The organism is Georgenia wangjunii, assembly GCF_036421975.1.
Taxonomy (GTDB): Bacteria; Actinomycetota; Actinomycetes; order Actinomycetales; family Actinomycetaceae; genus Georgenia_A; species Georgenia_A wangjunii.
On the sequence record NZ_JAZGON010000001.1, the window covers coordinates 820,183 to 836,872 of the forward strand.

General features: G+C 74.5%; 15 protein-coding genes and 1 tRNA gene. 6 read left to right on the forward strand and 10 right to left on the reverse strand.

Annotated elements, in window-relative coordinates; all coding sequences use genetic code 11:
• Positions 1–39: 39 nt before the first annotated feature.
• Positions 40–504 carry a DUF8738 domain-containing protein gene (locus V2J63_RS03645; RefSeq protein WP_331229607.1) on the reverse strand — a complete coding sequence of 155 codons (465 nt, stop codon included), beginning with the start codon at positions 502–504 and terminating at the stop codon, positions 40–42.
• Positions 505–643: 139 nt separating this feature from the next.
• On the opposite strand from V2J63_RS03645, the gene V2J63_RS03650 reads away from it, so the two are divergent.
• Together V2J63_RS03650 and V2J63_RS03655 are read left to right on the forward strand one after the other, a co-directional pair.
• Positions 644–1,129 carry a MarR family winged helix-turn-helix transcriptional regulator gene (locus V2J63_RS03650; protein WP_331229608.1) on the forward strand — a complete coding sequence of 162 codons (486 nt, stop codon included), beginning with the start codon at positions 644–646 and terminating at the stop codon, positions 1,127–1,129.
• Complete coding sequence (locus tag V2J63_RS03655) at positions 1,126–2,931, forward strand: MDR family MFS transporter (protein WP_331229609.1); 1,806 nt, start codon at positions 1,126–1,128, stop codon at positions 2,929–2,931. Before V2J63_RS03650 ends, V2J63_RS03655 begins: the two co-directional genes overlap by 4 nt.
• Before the next feature lie 66 nt (positions 2,932–2,997).
• Here V2J63_RS03655 and V2J63_RS03660 read toward each other — a convergent pair whose 3' ends face one another.
• On the reverse strand, positions 2,998–3,984 hold the full coding sequence (locus V2J63_RS03660; protein WP_331229610.1) for an alpha/beta hydrolase: 987 nt from the start codon (positions 3,982–3,984) through the stop codon (positions 2,998–3,000).
• Positions 3,985–4,106: 122 nt separating this feature from the next.
• Here V2J63_RS03660 and V2J63_RS03665 point away from each other — a divergent pair, with 122 nt between their 5' ends.
• Complete coding sequence (locus tag V2J63_RS03665; RefSeq protein ID WP_331229611.1) at positions 4,107–5,543, forward strand: Cpe/LpqF family protein; 1,437 nt, start codon at positions 4,107–4,109, stop codon at positions 5,541–5,543.
• Positions 5,540–5,809 carry an acylphosphatase gene (locus V2J63_RS03670; RefSeq protein ID WP_331229612.1) on the forward strand — a complete coding sequence of 90 codons (270 nt, stop codon included), beginning with the start codon at positions 5,540–5,542 and terminating at the stop codon, positions 5,807–5,809. Before V2J63_RS03665 ends, V2J63_RS03670 begins: the two co-directional genes overlap by 4 nt.
• Positions 5,810–5,859: 50 nt before the next feature.
• On the opposite strand, the gene V2J63_RS03675 is transcribed toward V2J63_RS03670, so the two are convergent.
• From V2J63_RS03675 to upp, 3 genes are all read right to left on the reverse strand, one after another.
• Positions 5,860–7,125 carry an FG-GAP-like repeat-containing protein gene (locus V2J63_RS03675; protein ID WP_331229613.1) on the reverse strand — a complete coding sequence of 422 codons (1,266 nt, stop codon included), beginning with the start codon at positions 7,123–7,125 and terminating at the stop codon, positions 5,860–5,862.
• Between the two features lie 313 nt (positions 7,126–7,438).
• Complete coding sequence (locus V2J63_RS03680; protein WP_331229614.1) at positions 7,439–8,776, reverse strand: CAP domain-containing protein; 1,338 nt, start codon at positions 8,774–8,776, stop codon at positions 7,439–7,441.
• A 338-nt stretch (positions 8,777–9,114) separates the two neighbouring features.
• Positions 9,115–9,750, reverse strand: a complete 636-nt coding sequence (upp, locus tag V2J63_RS03685; RefSeq protein WP_331229615.1) for a uracil phosphoribosyltransferase — start codon at positions 9,748–9,750, stop codon at positions 9,115–9,117.
• Positions 9,751–9,796: 46 nt separating this feature from the next.
• On the opposite strand from upp, the gene V2J63_RS03690 reads away from it, so the two are divergent.
• The gene (locus tag V2J63_RS03690) at positions 9,797–10,255 is read left to right on the forward strand and encodes a nucleoside deaminase (protein WP_331229616.1); all 459 of its coding nucleotides are present in this window, start codon (positions 9,797–9,799) and stop codon (positions 10,253–10,255) included.
• A gap of 10 nt (positions 10,256–10,265) precedes the next feature.
• Here the strand turns inward: V2J63_RS03690 and V2J63_RS03695 are convergent, their stop codons facing one another.
• The 3 genes from V2J63_RS03695 to V2J63_RS03705 all read right to left on the reverse strand — a co-directional run bounded on the left by V2J63_RS03695 (position 10,266) and on the right by V2J63_RS03705 (position 14,250).
• Positions 10,266–11,264 carry an NAD-dependent protein deacetylase gene (locus V2J63_RS03695; protein ID WP_331229617.1) on the reverse strand — a complete coding sequence of 333 codons (999 nt, stop codon included), beginning with the start codon at positions 11,262–11,264 and terminating at the stop codon, positions 10,266–10,268.
• A 9-nt stretch (positions 11,265–11,273) separates the two neighbouring features.
• Positions 11,274–12,674 carry an APC family permease gene (locus V2J63_RS03700; RefSeq protein ID WP_331229618.1) on the reverse strand — a complete coding sequence of 467 codons (1,401 nt, stop codon included), beginning with the start codon at positions 12,672–12,674 and terminating at the stop codon, positions 11,274–11,276.
• 82 nt (positions 12,675–12,756) lie between these two features.
• Positions 12,757–14,250, reverse strand: a complete 1,494-nt coding sequence (locus V2J63_RS03705) for an FAD-dependent oxidoreductase (RefSeq protein ID WP_331229619.1) — start codon at positions 14,248–14,250, stop codon at positions 12,757–12,759.
• A 144-nt stretch (positions 14,251–14,394) separates the two neighbouring features.
• On the opposite strand from V2J63_RS03705, the gene V2J63_RS03710 reads away from it, so the two are divergent.
• Positions 14,395–14,483 (forward strand) — tRNA-Ser (locus V2J63_RS03710).
• A 62-nt stretch (positions 14,484–14,545) separates the two neighbouring features.
• On the opposite strand, the gene V2J63_RS03715 is transcribed toward V2J63_RS03710, so the two are convergent.
• On the reverse strand, positions 14,546–15,277 hold the full coding sequence (locus V2J63_RS03715; RefSeq protein WP_331229620.1) for a glutamine amidotransferase: 732 nt from the start codon (positions 15,275–15,277) through the stop codon (positions 14,546–14,548).
• Positions 15,278–15,288: 11 nt separating this feature from the next.
• Positions 15,289–16,680 carry a cytochrome P450 gene (locus V2J63_RS03720; protein ID WP_331229621.1) on the reverse strand — a complete coding sequence of 464 codons (1,392 nt, stop codon included), beginning with the start codon at positions 16,678–16,680 and terminating at the stop codon, positions 15,289–15,291.
• Between the last annotated feature and the right edge of the window lie 10 nt (positions 16,681–16,690).

Consider the following 16,690-nt stretch of genomic DNA (forward strand, 5'->3'; position numbering starts at 1 on the left):
CTTGGGGGTCACGCCCGTCGGCGTGCCGGGGGCCGCCGGTCAGGTTCCCGAGCGGAGGGGCGGCTGGGGCCGCTCGCAGAGGAACGGTTCCCGGCCCGGACCCGAGTGGTAGGAGTACGTACGGCCCTGGGCGGAGAGCTCGATGAGCATGCCCTCGGTCAGGGCCTGGGTGTAGGCCATGCCCGGCGCCGGGCACCCGAGCGAGCCGTCCCGCCACGTGACGGCCGCGGCGCGGGCCACCTCGACGTCGTCCTCGGTGACGCCGAGGCGCCCGGCGAGATCCCGCACCGCCTGCGCGACGGTGTCGTCGGCGGAGGAGGGCCCGGTCGGCCCCGGGGTCCCCGGCGGCGGCGTGGTGGGCGGGTGCGTCATCGTGGGCTCCGTCGTCGTCTCGGGGGACTCGTCCCGGCCCCCGGGGGACTCGGGCTGCCCGCACGCGGCGAGGGCGAGCAGGAGGGCGAGCCCGGCCGTGAGCCGGACGGTCCGCGCTGCCACCGGGTTCATACCGACCATCCTCCCGCACGTGCGTCGCGCCGCCCAGCCCTGCGCGGCCGCCGCTCGGCTGGCGCGGGCGTCGTCCTGTGAGCAGACCCACGCCCTGCGCAGATAGGTGCATGGTGCATGTACGCGTATCGTCGTAGGCGTGCCCGATACGCCCGAAACCCCGCACGTCCTCGCCTGCGGCGCCCTCATCCACGAGCTCGGTGGCCTCGTCCGGCTCAACCGCGTCATCAGCGGTGACGTCAGCCGCGAGACCGGCCTCGCCCCGAACCAGCTCTCGCTCCTCGCCATGCTCGACTCCCTCGGAGAGGCGCGTCTCGCGGACGTCGCGGAGCAGCACATGGTCGACCCGTCGGTCATCAGCCGACAGGTCGCGGGGCTCGAGCAGGCCGGGCACGTCCACCGCCGCCCCGACCCGGGTGACAGGCGCGCCACGCTCGTCAGCCTCACCGACGAGGGTCGTGCCGCCCTCACCGCCACGCGCCGCATCCGCACGGCCCGGATCTCCGACGCGCTGAGCGCGTGGGACGCCGAGGAGGTCGAGCGGCTCGCGGCGGCGCTCGGACGCATCGGGAACGAGCTCGAGGCCGCGCGTGCCCGCAGCATCCGGTCGGCGGTGCGCGCATGAGCCGCGACCGCAGCCCCGAGGCACCCCGTGCCCGCGCGACCGGGCGGTTCGGCGGCGCACGCCGCAACCCCGCCGAGGAGCGCCGGCACCGCGAGGTCATGGAGGTCTTCTCCGGCCTTCTCCTCGCGCTGTTCGTCGCCATGCTCTCCGCGACGATCGTCGGCAACGCGCTGCCCGTCATCATCGCCGACCTCGAGGGCAACCAGCTCCAGTACACGTGGATCGTCACGGCCTCGCTCCTCGCCTCGACGGCGGCGACGCCGATCTTCGGCAAGCTCGCGGACCTCTTCGACAAGAAGAAGCTCCTGCTCTTCGCGATCGCCCTCTTCGCGGTGGGCTCGCTGCTCGCCGGGATGGCGACGAGCGCCGGCGCGCTCATCGCCTTCCGCGTCGTCCAGGGCGTGGGCATGGGTGCGCAGATGGCCCTCGTGCAGACGGTTATCGCCACGATCATCTCCCCGCGCGAGCGCGGCCGGTACAACGGCTACATGGGTGCTGTCATGGCGGTCGCCACCGTCTCCGGCCCGCTCATCGGCGGCGTCATCGTCGACACCCCGTGGCTCGGCTGGCGCTGGTGCTACTGGAGCGCGATCCCGTTCTCGCTCGTCGCCATCGTCGTGCTCTACCGGCGGCTGCACGTGCTGCCGACGACGCGCCGCCACCCCAAGATCGACTACTGGGGCTCCGCGCTCATCATCCTCGCCGTCACGCTCCTGCTCCTGTGGCTGTCCTTCGCGGGCTCGAGCTTCGCGTGGGCGTCCTGGCAGACCGTGGCCATGGTCGGTGGCGGCATCGCCGCGATCGTCGCCTTCGTCCTCGTCGAGCTCCGCGTGCCCGAGCCCGTCGTGCCGATGTGGATCCTCACGGAGCGGACGACGGCGCTGAGCGTCGTCGCGAGCTTCTCCGTCGGCACCGTCATGTTCGCCGCGCCCGTCTTCCTCGGGCAGTACTTCCAGATCGGGCGGGGGTACGGGCCCACCGAGTCCGGCCTCATGATGGTGCCGATGATGCTGGGCGTCTTCCTCGCCTCGACGATCGCCGGACGGCTCGTGAGCAGCCGCGGGACGTGGAAGCGCTACGTCGTCGGCGGGGTGACGACCATGACGGTCGGTGTCGCCCTGCTGTCGACGATCGACGTCTCGACGCCGCTGTGGCTGCTCGCGATCTTCCTCCTGCTCGTCGGCATCGGTCAGGGCGCGTCGATGCAGAACCTCGTCCTCGCGGTCCAGAACACCGTCCGCCTGGAGAACATGGGGGTCGCCAGCTCGACGGTTGCGTTCTTCCGTTCCCTCGGCGGCGCGATCGGCGTCCAGGTCCTCGGTGCCCTCCTCGCCGGCCACATCGCCACGCTGCTGAGCGGGCGGATGGCGGAGGCCGGCTACCCGGAGGCGTCGGCCGACGGCGCGGGCGGGGGCGGGGCCCTCGACCTCGCCGCCCTGCCGCCGCAGGTCGCGGACATCGTCCGGAGCTCGTACGGGGACGGGATGGACCTCATCTTCGTCGTCATGACGGGTTTCAACGTCATCGCGCTCGTCGCCGTCCTCCTCATGCGGAACTCGACGCTGCGCAGCACGGTCGACATCGAGGTGAAGAAGGCCGTCACCGACGCGACCGGCACGCCCGCCGGGGCACCGACGCCCGCGGGTCCCGGCGGCGGTGCCGGGACGACGACGGCCGCCGCCGACGGCGCGTCCGGCGGAGAGCCCGCGGACCACGCGCCCGGGACGGGTCCGGCCGGCGAGGAGGCCGGGCAGCGCCCGGGGCTGCCGGGCACGCCCCCGGGCTCGACGCCCCCGGCGTAGCCGGCCGGGGCACCGGTGCCGGCATCTGCGGGACCCGTACCGGTGCGGGTCCCGCTGCCGTGCAGGTCAGGCCAGCGGCAGCCGGGAATCGACCCACGCCATGGCCGCGGACTCGTACCGGGCGCGGGCTTCCGGCCGCGACAGGGCGAGGTCGTGGACGCCGCCGGGCACGGTGAGGATCGTGACGTCCTCGCCGAGGAGGGGACCGCGCGCGAGCATGTGGGCGACGTCGAGGACGCAGTCCGCCCGCTCGAGCTCCTCGGCCGAGGGGTGCTTCGGCGGACCTGAGCGGTCCGAGCAGCACAGGAGCACGGGTGCACCGACGTCGATCCCGCGGGCGACCGCCGCCTGCGCGCGCCGCACGCTCGAGATGAAGGCCGCCCGGGCCGGGAACCCCGCGATCGGCTTCCACGCGAGCTCGTACTCCCACTCGCCGCCGGTCGTGCGGTGGAGGAACCGCCCGTAGCCCGGGTCGAGGCGCCCCACGGGCATGCTCGGCAACCAGCGTGCGAGCACATGGATGGCCGGCGTGGCGACGACGCGCTCGAACCAGCCCGAGTTGAGCTCGAGCCACGGGCTGTTGAGGACGATGGCGTCGACCGTGCCGGGGTGGCGCACGGCCCAGCCGGCGGCGACGAGGCCGCCGGTCGAGTGCCCGAGGAGGACCACCTGGTCGTGCCCGTCGCCGCGGACGACCTCGAGAGCGGCGGCGAGCTCCTCGTCGAGGTCGGCGAGGTCCCGGACGTCGGACGGGCGGGGGTGGTCACCGATCGCCCGGCCGCTCAGGCGCATGTCGAGCGCGTAGAAGTCGGTGCCGGCGTCGACCCACCGCTGGGCGTGGGCCGCCTGGAAGAAGTAGTCGGTGAACCCGTGCAGGTAGAGGACCGCGCGACGGCTCACGCGCTCGCGCTGGTGGACGAGGACCGCCCGCGGCGCCGCCCCGTACGCGTCCGACGGCCGCAGCGGGAGCTCGCGTGCCACCCAGGGCTCCCCGAGCACGTCCGTGACGGCGGGAGCGGGCGCGGGGATCGAGGGACGGTCGTCGTCGGCCATGCGCCCGATCATGCCCCACGCGGGCCGGCCCACGCCCCGCGCCTGGCGCCGGGACGCCGCGAGAGCCGGACGGCGACCGGCCGCGCTCGACGCCCGCACCCGAGACTTGCGACGATGGGGGGATGAGCGCGACGGGGGTCCGACGGCGGAGCGCACGAGCCGGCACGGGCATGGCGGTGGCCACGCTCGCGCTCGTCGGGTGCGCGGGGGAGGGACCGCCCGAGCCGGGGCCGACGACGGCGACGACGGCCACCGCCACCCCGGCGCCGAGCGATCCCGGCGCCGCCGTGGAGATCCCGGAGGACCGCGCGGGGCAGGCGGCCCGGTGGGTGCTCGACCAGCTCGCGGCGGAGTCCGGCCCGAGCGCCGAGGAGGCCGCGGCGCGCTTCGCCGAGGCGTTCCTCGCCCAGGTCCCCGCCGCCGACGTGGCCGCCGTCTTCGACCAGATGCGCGCGCTGGGCCCGTTCGTCGCCACCGGGTACGCGGGGACCGAGGACGCCGGCCAGCTCGAGCTCGTCGGTGCGGACGACCAGCGCTTCGTCGCCCACGTCGCCACCGTGGCGGACGGGCGCATGGAGGGCCTGTTCCTCCAGGCGGCCACCGCCGTCCCCGACGTCGCGAGCCTCGAGGACCTCGACGGTGCGCTCGCGGCGCTCGATGCGCAGACGTCCGCCCTCGTCGCCCGGGTCGGGGAGGACGGGACGTGCACGCCGCTGCACGAGCGGGACGCCGGCGAGCTCCGGCCGATCGGGTCCGCCTTCAAGCTCTACGTCCTCGGCGCGGTGGTCGGGGCCGTCGAGGACGGGACGCTCGCCTGGGAGGACCCCCTCACCCTCACGGACGACCTGCGCTCCCTGCCGTCCGGCGTCCTCCAGGACGAGCCGGCCGGCACCGAGGTGAGCGTGCTCGACGCGGCGCGCGGGATGATCGCGATCAGCGACAACACCGCGACCGACCTCCTCATCGACGCCGTCGGCCGCGACGCCGTGGAGACGGCGCTCGGCGACCTCGGCCACTCCGCGCCGGAGGTCATGTCCCCGCTCCTGACGACGCGCGAGATGTTCCAGGTGGCGTTCACCGACCCGGTGCTGCGCCGCCAGTGGGAGGACGCCGGCGCGGACCCCGCGGCGGCGCGCCCCGCCCGCGAGGCGATCCTCGAGACGCTCCCGGGAGGCGCCGTCACCCTCGACGAGGCGCTCATGGCGCAGCCCGCGTGGCCGGCGGGCCTGGACTGGTTCGCGACCGCGCGCGACCTCTGCGCCGCGCACGCGGGGCTCGACGCGCTCGCGGGCACCGCGGCGGGGGAGCCCGTGCGGGAGGTCCTCTCCGCCAACCCGGGAGCGGAGGTGGCGGCGCCGTGGGAGCACGTCGCCTTCAAGGGCGGCAGCGCCCCGGGCGAGATGACGGGCTCGTGGTTCGCCGTGGACGACGACGGTGACCGATACGCCGTCGTCATCCAGGTCGCGGCGGACCAGGTCGCGGACGTCCCCGACGCCGGGTGGCTCACCGGGACCGCGACGCAGGTGCTCGAGCTGCTCGGGAAGGAGGAGGACCGATGAGGCAACGGCGGCACGTCGTCGTGACGGGGCTGGTGCAGGGCGTCGGCATGCGCTTCGCGTGCGTGCGGGAGGCCGAGCGCCACGGGGTCGACGGCTGGGTGCGCAACCGCTCGGACGGCACCGTCGAGGCCGTCCTCGAGGGGGAGGAGGCAGCGGTCTCGGCCCTGCTGGCCTGGCTTCACGAGGGGCCCGACGGCGCGGACGTCACCGGCGTGGACGTCCGGACCGAGGATCCGCGCGGCGAGGCCGGCTTCGAGCAGCACTGAGCCGCACGAGGCGGACGGGCCCCGTGCGGCTCAGTGGTGCGGCGGTGCGCTCAGCGACCGCCGAGGACGGTGACGGCGTACGGGCCGCCCGGTCCCATGAAGTACCCGTGCCCGACGTGGGTGTAGTTGGGGCTGATCATCCACGGGTAGTGGTTGGGGGAGGCGACCCACCAGTTGTGCATGTAGGTGAGGATCGCCGACGTCGCCATGTTCCGCCCGCCGCCGTGGCGGACGATGAGCTCGCTCTTGTAGCTCCACCCGGCGGCCGACATCTGGGCCGAGAAGCCGGGCGTGTGGTACATGTTCTGCGTCTGGGCCATGTGCTGCGCCCAGGCCTGCGCCCGCGCGTCGAGCTCCGCGCTGCGGGCGACCGGTGCGACGCCCCGCTGCGCCCGGAGCGTGTTGAGGGACTGGCGCAGCCACGTGCGCTCGTAGCTGAAGCTCGCGTCGGCGCTGGTCGTCGGCTCGCGCCAGTCGGTCCCCACGAGGATGCGGGAGCCGAACCCGCTGCGGCCGTTGCCCGGGTAGACCCAGGCCTCGCCGGAGCGCTCGTGGACGGCGAAGACGTCGGTGTGGCCGTCGCCGGTGAAGTCACCGACTGAGGAGATCCGGTCGAAGGGACCCCAGCCGTTGCCGACCTGGTCGCGCGCGGACATCGTCGTGCCCTCCCGGCCGTAGTAGGCGAAGAGCCGGCCCTCGGCGTCACGGGCGAGGATGTCCGCCCGGCCGTCGCCGTTGACGTCCCCGCCGGGCATGACGTCGGTGAAGACGTCCCAGCCGAAGCCGATCTGGTCGGACCCGCTCGTGCGGCCCGCGCCGTTGCCGTAGTAGATGTACATCTCCCCCGACGCGGTGGTCGCGATGATGTCCGGCTCGCCGTCGCCGTTGAAGTCCCCCGGCGAGAAGACGTTGGTGAAGTTCTGCCAGCCGTGGCCGATCTGGACGCGCGCGACGAAGCCGTTGCCGGTCCCGGCGTAGAAGTAGAGGCGCCCGTCGTCGGAGACGGCCACGATGTCCGCCCGGCCGTCGTTGTCGAGGTCGCCCGGGGTCACGACCGTGAAGCCGCTCCATCCCGGGCCGACGAGCGCGGCACCGGTCCAGCCGGCGTTGCCGTCACCGGCGTAGATGCTGAGCTGGCCGGCCTCGTTGACGACGAGGATGTCGGTCCTGCCGTCGCCGGTGTAGTCGCGGGAGCGGACGTCGTCCGGGGCCGCCTGCGCGGCGGGGGCAGAGACGAGGAACGCCGCGGCCAGCGCGAGGGCGGTGGCAGCGGCGAGGGGGAGGCGGGCGAAGGAGCGCATGGTCGGACGGGGCATGTGAGACCTCGGCGATCGAGTGGGCTGGCGGGCGCCGCGCCGAGCGATCGGGCGGCGTTCGTCACGCGGGGAAGAAGCGCGACCTGACGGAGCGACGGTGCCCTTGTTTGCCTACTGAGCACCAATGCCGTGCTCGCACAAGGTTACCACTTCGTGTCCTGATGCGCTTCATGATACGCATCACGGGCCGGCGTGGTCGGCCCGCGGAGGACCCGTGCGAGGCAGCCGTCGGCACGGGGGATGACGACGCCCGCGCCGTACGACGACGCCCCGCCAGGATCGGATCCGGGCGGGGCGTCTCGGTCGTCTGCGGTCAGCGGCCGCCGAGGACGGTGACGGCGTACGGACCGGCCGGGCCCATGAAGTACCCGTACCCGACGTGGGTGTAGTACGGCTTGATCATCCACGGGTAGTGGTTGGGGGAGTCCACCCACCAGCCGTGCATGTAGGGGAGGATCTGCGACGTCGGGGTGTTCTGGCCGTTCCGCAGGCGGATGATGAGCTCGCTCTTGCGGCTCCACCCGGCGGCGTCCATCTGCGCGCTGAAGTTCGGCGTGTGGTACAGGCTCTGCGTCTGCGCCATGTGCTGCGCCCACGCCTGGGCGCGCGCGTCGAGCTCGGCGCTGCGGACGACGGGCGCGACACCGTGGTCGGCGCGGAGCGCGTTGATCGCCTGGAACAGCCAGTTGCGTTCGTAGGAGTAGGTGTCGACGGGCTCGGGCTGCGGCGCGGGCGTCGGTTCCGGCCTCGGCGTCGGCGCGGGCGTCGGCGCGGGAGCCGGCGTGGGGCTCGGCGCGGGTGCGGGTGTCGTCGGCACGGGCGCGGGCACGGGCGCGGGCGTCGGCGCCGGGGTCGGGGTCGGCGTGGGGCTGGGCGCGGGTGTCGGGCTCGGCGTGGGCGTCGGCGTTGGCGTCGGGCTGGGCGCGGGAGTCGGGGTCGGGGTGGTGCTAGGTGCAGGTGTGGGCTCGGGCGTGGGCGCGGGCGTCGTGACCTCGGGTGTCGGCTCCGGGGTCGGGCGGGGGGCCGTCACCTCGGGCGTGGGCTCGGGCTCCACGGGCGTGGGGGTCTCCGGTGCCGTCGCGGCGGGGACGGGCTCCGCCGTCGGGGAGGGCGCCGGGACGGGAGTGCCGGCCGCGTCGGGAACGACGGCGTCGACCGGTGCGGCGACCGGCGGCGCGGCGGCTGCCGGGGTGCGCGCCGGCTCGAGCGCCTCGACGGAGCGCTTCGCCGACGGCGCGGGCTCCGCGGCGGGTGCCGCCGCGACGACGGCCCGCCGGCGGGGTGCCTCGACGGTGGGGTCGGGCTCGGGCGCGGCCTGCGCGCTGGGCTCCGGCGCGGGGCTGAGGAAGACCTCGGCGATGTCGACCTTCTCGCCAGGGGCGAGGAGGTCGGCGCGGGCGAGCACGTCGACGTCGGTGCGCTTCGAGCGCTGGGCGGCGTCACCGGCGGGGTGGCGCGCGAGGTGCGTCTCCATGCCGGTGGCCTCGAGGCCGAGCACGAGCCACGCGGGAGTCGACGGGTTGACGGTCGTCGCGTTCGCCATGACGGTGAGGGCGAGCCCGCACGCACCGGTGAGGACGGCCGCGCGCCGGAGCGAGGTTCGAGCGCGCGAGGCGGCGGTGTTCCGCGCGGGGCGGGTCGAACGGGCCACGGTGAGGTCTCCTGCCGCCGCCTCGACCGGCCTGCCGTCGCAGCTGCGCGCGGCGCGGCACCCGCTGCGCCCCTCGGGTCCCGACTGGTCGTGCTCCCCGCCGGCTGTGATCTCGTGTAGGGCCCCTGGTGGCGGCAGGGCAGGCGTCCACCGGGGGTCGTGCTGACGTGCGCGTCGAGACTAGCGCCGCGAGTGCACTTTTGTCACACGAACACCACCAGTCACACAGATAACACCAGTCACACACGTCTCAGCGGTTTGCACCCGACGCGCGCCGCGGCGGGCGTGCGGCGCGCCGACGCCGCCCGGGCCTCGACCCGGCGGCGCCTGGCGACGGGTCAGACGATGCCGTAGAGCCGGTCGCCGGCGTCGCCGAGGCCCGGGACGATGTACGAGTTCTCGTCGAGCCGCTCGTCGACGGCGGCGGTGACGATCTTGACGTCACCGCGCGTGCCGATCGCCTGCTCCACCGTGCGGAGCCCCTCGGGGGCGACGAGCAGGCAGATCGCCGTGACGTCGCGCGCCCCCCGCTCGAGGAGGTAGTCGATGGAGGCGATGAGCGTGTGCCCGGTCGCGAGCATGGGGTCGAGGACGAAGCACTGGCGCCCGGAGAGGTCCTCGGGCAGGCGGTTGGCGTACGTGATCGCCTCGAGCGTCTTCTCGTCGCGCTGCAGCCCGAGGAAGCCCACCTCCGCCGTCGGGAGCAGGCGTGACATCCCGTTGAGCATGCCGAGGCCGGCCCGCAGGATCGGCACGACGATGGGCCGCGGCGCCGCGAGGTGCGTCCCGGTGGCCGGGGCGACGGGCGTCTCCACCTCGACCTGCTCGGTGCGGACCTCGCGCGTGGCCTCGTAGGCAAGGAGCGTGACGAGCTCGTCGACGAGCAGGCGGAACGTCGGAGACGTCGTGCGCTTGTCGCGGAGGACGGTCAGCTTGTGGGCGATGAGCGGGTGGTCCGCGACATGCAGGCGCATGGGTAGAACGTACCGGTCGCGCGCCCGGGCCGGGAATGATGGGGGGATGATCCCCAGCACATGGTCCGACCCGATGGGGCTGGCCCTCGCTGAGGCCCACCGCGCCCGGGCCGGCGACGACGTCCCCGTGGGAGCCGTCGTCCTGGGTCCGGAGGGCACCGTCCTCGGGCGGGGGCACAACCTCCGCGAGGCCGAGGGTGACCCGACGGCGCACGCGGAGCTCATCGCCATCCGCGCGGCCGCGGCCACTCGCGGCGTCTGGCGGCTCGACGGCTGCACGCTCGTCGTCACCCTCGAGCCCTGCACGATGTGCGCGGGCGCGGTGGTCCTGTCCCGCCTCGAGCGGGTGGTCCTCGGGGCGTGGGACCCCAAGGCCGGGGCGTGCGGGTCTGTACGCGACGTCGTGCGCGACGCGCGGCTCAACCACCGCGTCGAGGTGGTCGGGGGCGTCCGGGCGGACGAGTGCGGTGACCTCCTCCGGGAGTTCTTCGCCCGACGGCGGTGAGGGGCGGCCCTCAGCCGGTGCCTTCCGCGGCGGCCGCGTTCGTGCCCCCGGTGAGCGCGGCGACGAGGGCGGGGAGGGCGCGCGTCGTGCTCACCTCGACCTTGACGTCGGCGAGGTCGTCGCCGCGGGTGGGACCGCGGTTGAGGACGACGACGGGGATCCCCGCCTTCGCCGCACGGCGCACGAAGCGCAGGCCGGACATGACGGCGAGGGAGGAGCCGGCGACGAGGAGGGCGTCGGCGTCGTCGACGAGCGCCGTGGCGGCGGCGACCCGCTCCCGCGGGGTGTTCGATCCGAAGAAGACGACGTCGGGCTTGAGGATCCCGCCGCACCGCGGGCAGTCGACGATGCGGAAGTCGGACGTGGAGTCGAGCACGACGTCGGCGTCGGGCGCGACCTCGACATCGGCGACCTGCGCGTGCCGCTCACGCCAGCCGGGGTTGAGCGAGCTGAGGCGCTCGTCGTGCTCCGCGCGGGGGATGACGACGTCGCAGCTCAGGCACACGACGCGGTCGTACCGGCCGTGGAGGTGGACGAGCGTGCGCGAGCCGGCCCGCAGGTGGAGCAGGTCGATGTTCTGCGTGACGACGCCCGTGACCGCACCGGCCGCCTCGAGCTCGGCGAGGGCGGTGTGCCCGGCGTTCGGGTGTGCCGCGAGGAGGTGGCGCCAGCCGAGGTGGTTGCGCGCCCAGTAGTGCCGGCGGAACGCCTCGCTCGAGACGAACTGCTGGAACGTCATCGGCTGGCGGGCGGGTGACCCGGGGCTCCGGTAGTCCGGGATGCCGGAGTCCGTCGAGATGCCGGCGCCGGTGAGCACCGCCGTCCGCCGGCCGGCGAGGGCGTCGACGACGGGCGCGAGCGCCGCGCCGAGGTCCTCCGGCTCGGGCGTCGCCGCCGAGGCCGGCGGGGCGAGCAGCGCGGGCTTGACGACGAACCGCGGCAGCGACTCCGTCCGCTCGCTCGCGTACGCGGTCGGGAAGAGCTCGCGCCGACCGCCCCCGGTGTCCATCGGTCGAGGCTACGGGTGGACGTCGTCCGTCCGCGCGTCGTCGGGACGTCCGGCCCCGTCCTGCTTCGTGCGCCACGGCTGCGTGCTCACGACGTAGAGGACGGCGCCGACGACGAGCAGGACGCCCGAGAACAGCCACACCGTCGCGCTCTGCTGGATGAGGAGCACGACGCACGAGACGAGCGCGAGGACCGGCAGGACGACCGGGGTACGGAAGTGCGCCTGGTCCACCCGGTCCTTGCGCAGGACGAGGACAGCGGCGTTCGTCGAGATGAAGACGAGGAGGAGGAGCAGGACGACGGTCTCCGCCAGCGTCGCGAGGTTCCCGACGATCGTCAGGACCATGGCGACGGCGGTGGTGGCCACGATCGCGACCCACGGCGTACGGCGCCGGGGCAGCACGCGGGCGAAGACGGGCGGCAGGAGGCCCTGCTCCGCCATCCCGAAGGTCAGCCGGCTCGCCATGATCATCGTGAGGAGGGAGCCGTTGGCGACGGCGACGAGCGCGATGGCGCTGAAGACCCACGGCGGGAGCCCGGCACCGGTCGCCTCGACGACCGCGAGGAGGGGGCCGCTGGTCCCGGAGAGCTCGTCGGGGGGGAGCATCGCGGCCGAGGCCATGGCGACGAGGACGTAGACCACCCCGCACGCGAGCAGGGCGCCGAACAGGGCGCGCGGGTACACGCGCCGGACGTCGCGGACCTCCTCGGCGATGTTCGCCGACGTCTCGAAGCCGACGAAGCTGTAGAACGCGATGACGGCGGCTGCGAGGATCGCGGAGCCCGCGGGCACGCCGTCGGGGAACTCCATGATCCGGGAGGGCTCACCGGCGCCGCCGCCGAGGGCGATGCCGACGAGGACGATGACGAGGACGAGCCCGGACGTCTCGATGATCGTCATGACGAGGTTGGAGCGCATCGACTCCTTGATGCCGCGGGCGTTGAGCAGCGCGACGAGGACGAGGAAGACCGGCGCCGCGACCGCCGTCGGCACGGGGACGAACGTGGCGAGGTAGTCGCCGGCGAAGGCGATGGCCAGGCCCGCGGCGCTGACGACGCCGGCCGCGAGCATGGAGAAGCCGACGAGGAACGAGACGACCGGCGACTTGAAGGCGCGCTGGGCGAAGACGGCCGCGCCGCCGGCCCGCGGGTACTTCGTCACGAGCTCGGCGTAGGACGCCGCCGTCAGCAGAGCCATCGCCAGCGCCACGAGGATGGGGATCCACATGGCACCCCCGGCCTCCCCGGCGAGCACTCCGGTGAGGGCGTAGACCCCGGCGCCGAGGACGTCGCCGAGGATGAAGACGAAGAGCAGCGGGCCCGTGATGCTCCGCTTGAGGCGGGTCTCGTCACCGCCGGAGCCCTCGGTCGGTTCAGTGCGGGGGGTGCTGGGGTTCGAGGCGGTGGCCATGGTTCTCCTCGGGGCTGCGGCGCTTCGGCGCCGGGACGGTTGGTGGGAGCGTGCGGGGAGGACGGCGCCGCCGCCGCCCGGCCTACGGATCGGGGGTGAGCGCGCGCAGGCCGCAGAGGGCCGGGCCCTCGAGGACCGAGCCGTCGGCCGCGAAGCGCGAGCCGTGGAGGGGGCAGTCCCAGGACCGCTCGGCGTCGTTCCAGCTGAGGATCCCGCCGAGGTGCGGGCACACGGCCGAGTGGCGGCGGGTGGTGCCGTCGACCGTGCTCGTGGCGACGGGGCGCACGCCGTCGAGCTCGACGCGTCCCTCGCCCTCCGGCGGCCGTACGCCCGGGCGGCTGTGGGGACGGGGCTTCGCCCAGTCGGTGGCGAGGCGGGCGGCGACCTCGGCGTTGAGACGGACCGCGGACGCCGCACCACGCAGCGCGCCGGACCGCCACGAGCGCAGCGAGTGCGCCCACGGGATGTTCCCCCCGAGGAGCTGCGCCGACAGCGCGAGGGACATGGCCACCGCGCTCGTCATGCCCCACTTGTCATAGCCGGTGGCGACGAGGATCCGGTCGTTCGTCGCGGTGAGCGGCCCGACGACCGGGAGGTCGTCGACGGGGCGGTAGTCCTGCGCGGACCACGAGTGCGTCAGCTCGGCGCCGGGGAAGTGCTCCGTCGTCCAGGCCATCAGCTCCTCGACGTGGCCGCGCGGGGACTCCGCCCGGCCCACGGTGTGGCCCGACCCCCCGACGAGGAGGAGCTCGCCATCGGCCCCGGGTGCCGTCCGCAGGGACCGCGTGGGGGAGTCCGCGGAGAGGTACATGCCGGTCGGTACCGTGCCCGGCACGGCGAAGGCGAGGGCGTAGGAGCGCTGCGGCTCGAGCCCCGCGAAGAACCCGCCGCGGTCGAGGACGGGGATGCCGGTGGCGAGGACGACGCGGTCCGCCCGGACCGTCCCGTCCTCGGTGTGGACCGTGCAGGGCTTCCCGCTCGCGACGTCGACGACTCGGCTGCCCCCGTAGATCTCCCCGCCGTGCTCGATGACGTCGCGCGCGAGCTGGACGAGGACGTCCATGGGGTCGAGCTGGACCTGGTCGGCCAGGCGCGCGGCACCGAGGGTCGGGTAGGGCAGCCCGGCGTCGGGGACGAGCTCGACCGGCAGGCCGGCGGCGCCCGCGGCCTCGACCTCGGCCTCGACGGCGGCGAGGCCCTCCTCGGTCGTCGCGTACGTGAACGCGTCGCGCCGCTGGGTCGCGATGCCGTGGTCGGCGCAGTACCGGGTCAGCCACGCCTGGCCCTCGCTGCTCGCCTCGACGTAGTCCTGGACGACGGAGGCGGGGTGGTGCCTCGAGATGCGGGAGAGCTTCGTGCCCTGGAGGAGGCTGACCTTGGCCGTCGTGTTGCCGGTGGTCGCGGCCCCGACCCCGCGCGCCTCGAGGACGGCGACCGTGCACCCCGCCCGGGCGAGGAGGAGCGCGGTGGTCAGGCCCGTGAGCCCGGCGCCCACGACGACGACGTCGTAGCTCGCGCCCGCGGGGGGTGCGGGGAAGCGTGGGATGTCAGGGCGGTCCAACCACAGGGAAGTCACGGGGCACCTCGTCGTCGCCGGGCGGTCTCGGGACGATCATCGTGGCGCGGGTGCGCCGTTCCGGCGACCGGACGGCTGGCGTCCCGGTGCGGGCCGACCCCAGTTTGGGCGGATCTGGCGCCAGCGGGTAACGTAGCGCGCCGGGGTAGCGTGTCCGAGCGGCCTAAGGAGCACGCCTCGAAAGCGTGTGTGGTTAACAGCCACCCTGGGTTCGAATCCCAGCGCTACCGCCAGAGCAACGAGCCCGCACCGATGGTGCGGGCTCGTTCTGCTTCCCGGGCCGTCCCCCGGCTGGTCAGCGGGCGTAGATCTCGACGAAGTTGCGCAGGATCTGGCCGACCTCGTGGACGTCGGCGCGCTGGACCTCGGCGAGGACCAGGTCGAACTCGGCGGGCGGGAAGTACCCGGCGTGGCGGTAGATCTCCATGCGCTCGACGAGCCCCTCGAGGCCGAGCTCGGGGTGGAACTGCGTCCCGTAGAGGTTCTCCTTGACCCGGAACATCTGGACGGGGCACAGGGGGGAGCTCGCGAGGAGGACGGCGTCCTCGGGCAGGACCGTGCACCCCTCCTTGTGGCCGACGAAGGCCTGGAAGCTGTGCGGCAGCCCGCGCAGGACCGGGTCACGCGCCCCCTCGTCGGTGAGGGTGACGACGGGGGCGCTGATGGGCTCCGAGTACGTGCCGTCGATGACGCCGCCGCGGTGCCGGGCGAGGGTGCCGATGCCGTAGCAGGCCCCGAAGAAGGGGAAGTCGCGCTCCCAGAGGACGTCGAGGAGGCCGGAGAGCTCGGCCTCGACGCGCCGCTGGGTGTCGCCCTTGTGCTCGGGCGGGATCGAGCTCGTGAACGGGCTGCCTCCGACGAAGATGCCCGAGTACTGCTCGAGGTCGATCTCCGGCAGCGGCGTCGCCTCGAGACGGATCCGGTGGAGGTCCGCCTCGGCCAGGCCGGTGGCGCGCAGGAAGGCGAGGTACTCGCCGTCGGCGGCCTCGTCCTCGGACCGGGTGGCCAGGAGCAGGAAGGGTTTCACGACAGGTGAGGCTATCTCCGCCCGGCGTCCGGACCGAACCGCGCGCTCGCGGCCGCCGGCCCGCCGGTCGCCGCGGTGGCCGGGCGGAGCCGGAGGGTGACGGACGTGTGGTCGAGCGTGCGGGGGAGCGGGTGTGCCGGGTCCAGCCGCACGGGCCCTTCGGCGCGCGCGTCGAGCCCGCCGACGACGGCGGACAGGAGCGTGCTCGTCACCGCGAGGACGAGGTTCCGGCCGGGGCAGCCGGCCGGCCCGCCGCTGAACGGGACGAGGGACCAGGAGGTGTCCGCCCGGCCGTCGAGCCAGATCTCGGGCTCGCAGCGGTCGGCGTGCTCGAGCCGGGTCTCGTCGCGGTGGAAGAAGCTCGAGACGACGAGGAACGAGGTGCCGGTCGCCGCCGTCCGCCCCGACCACTGCGTGGGGCGGAGCGACTCGCGCAGGATCGTCAGCGTCGTCGGCCACAGCCGCACGGACTCGAGGACGGTCCCCCGGGCGAGAGGCAGGACGCCGCCGTCGGCCGCGGCCTCGGCACGCAGCCGCCGGGCGAGGTCCGGGTGCGACGCGGCGAGGGCCAACGCCCGGTAGACGGCGATGCCGGCGGCGTCGAAGGCGAAGAGCCACTGGGGGATCTGCCCCACGGGGGCCGTGCCCGGCGGGGCGGGGGTCGCCGCGACGACCGCGGCGAGGCTGCCCGGTTCCGCCGCGCGGACGTAGGCCTTGAGGCCCTCGGCGAGCTCGCGCAGGCGGCCGGGGCTGCGGGGCCGGAAGAACGACCAGTTGGCCTGGGCGCGGAGCTCGTCGAGCACCTCGGTGAGGCGCTCGTCGTCGGCTGCCGCGTCCCCGAGGACCACCCGGCGCACGATCCGGTTGAACGTCGCGTGGAAGGGTGGCCACCGCAGCGTGAGAGCACCACCGGCGTCGACCTCCTGCGCCGCGAGGAGCGTGTCCACCTCCTCACGGACCACCTGCGCGAAGCGGTCGTGGAGGTGGTGCACCGGGAGGCTCGTGTCGAGGACGCGCTCGTTGAACGGGCGGCGCAGCGCCCGGCGGTCGCGCCCGGAGACGAGGACGCCGGTGGGCTCGAAGTGGGTCAGCGCGCCGCGCTTGAGCCGCTCGGCGGCGGTAAAGGTCTCGGGGGTCTCGGTGAGGAGCCGCCCGACGTCGTCGGGATCGAGGACGACGGCGACGTCGAGCAGCGGCGCCCGCAGCCGGAGGGGGCCGGGACCGTACCGCTCGCGCACCTCGGCGAGCACCGCGCACGCCCGCTGGTCGACGTCGAGCCGACCGGCGAGGGGCAGGACCGCCTCGCGACGGATGATGACCCCTCGGCCCACCGTCGGCGCGAGCACGAGAGCGAGGATGCGGGCGGTGTCGCGGACAGAGGCGCGGCTCAGCGTGGCGGTCATGACGTCCTTT

Coding starts and splice junctions, on each gene's coding strand:
- V2J63_RS03660 (WP_331229610.1), bottom strand. CDS start 3,984: ATGGCCGACGACGACCGTCCCTCGATCCCCGCGCCCGCTCCCGCCGTC.
- V2J63_RS03720 (WP_331229621.1), bottom strand. CDS start 16,680: ATGACCGCCACGCTGAGCCGCGCCTCTGTCCGCGACACCGCCCGCATC.
- V2J63_RS03665 (WP_331229611.1), top strand. CDS start 4,107: ATGAGCGCGACGGGGGTCCGACGGCGGAGCGCACGAGCCGGCACGGGC.
- V2J63_RS03670 (WP_331229612.1), top strand. CDS start 5,540: ATGAGGCAACGGCGGCACGTCGTCGTGACGGGGCTGGTGCAGGGCGTC.
- V2J63_RS03645 (WP_331229607.1), bottom strand. CDS start 504: ATGAACCCGGTGGCAGCGCGGACCGTCCGGCTCACGGCCGGGCTCGCC.
- V2J63_RS03675 (WP_331229613.1), bottom strand. CDS start 7,125: ATGCCCCGTCCGACCATGCGCTCCTTCGCCCGCCTCCCCCTCGCCGCT.
- V2J63_RS03695 (WP_331229617.1), bottom strand. CDS start 11,264: ATGGACACCGGGGGCGGTCGGCGCGAGCTCTTCCCGACCGCGTACGCG.
- V2J63_RS03690 (WP_331229616.1), top strand. CDS start 9,797: ATGATCCCCAGCACATGGTCCGACCCGATGGGGCTGGCCCTCGCTGAG.
- V2J63_RS03655 (WP_331229609.1), top strand. CDS start 1,126: ATGAGCCGCGACCGCAGCCCCGAGGCACCCCGTGCCCGCGCGACCGGG.
- upp (WP_331229615.1), bottom strand. CDS start 9,750: ATGCGCCTGCATGTCGCGGACCACCCGCTCATCGCCCACAAGCTGACC.
- V2J63_RS03700 (WP_331229618.1), bottom strand. CDS start 12,674: ATGGCCACCGCCTCGAACCCCAGCACCCCCCGCACTGAACCGACCGAG.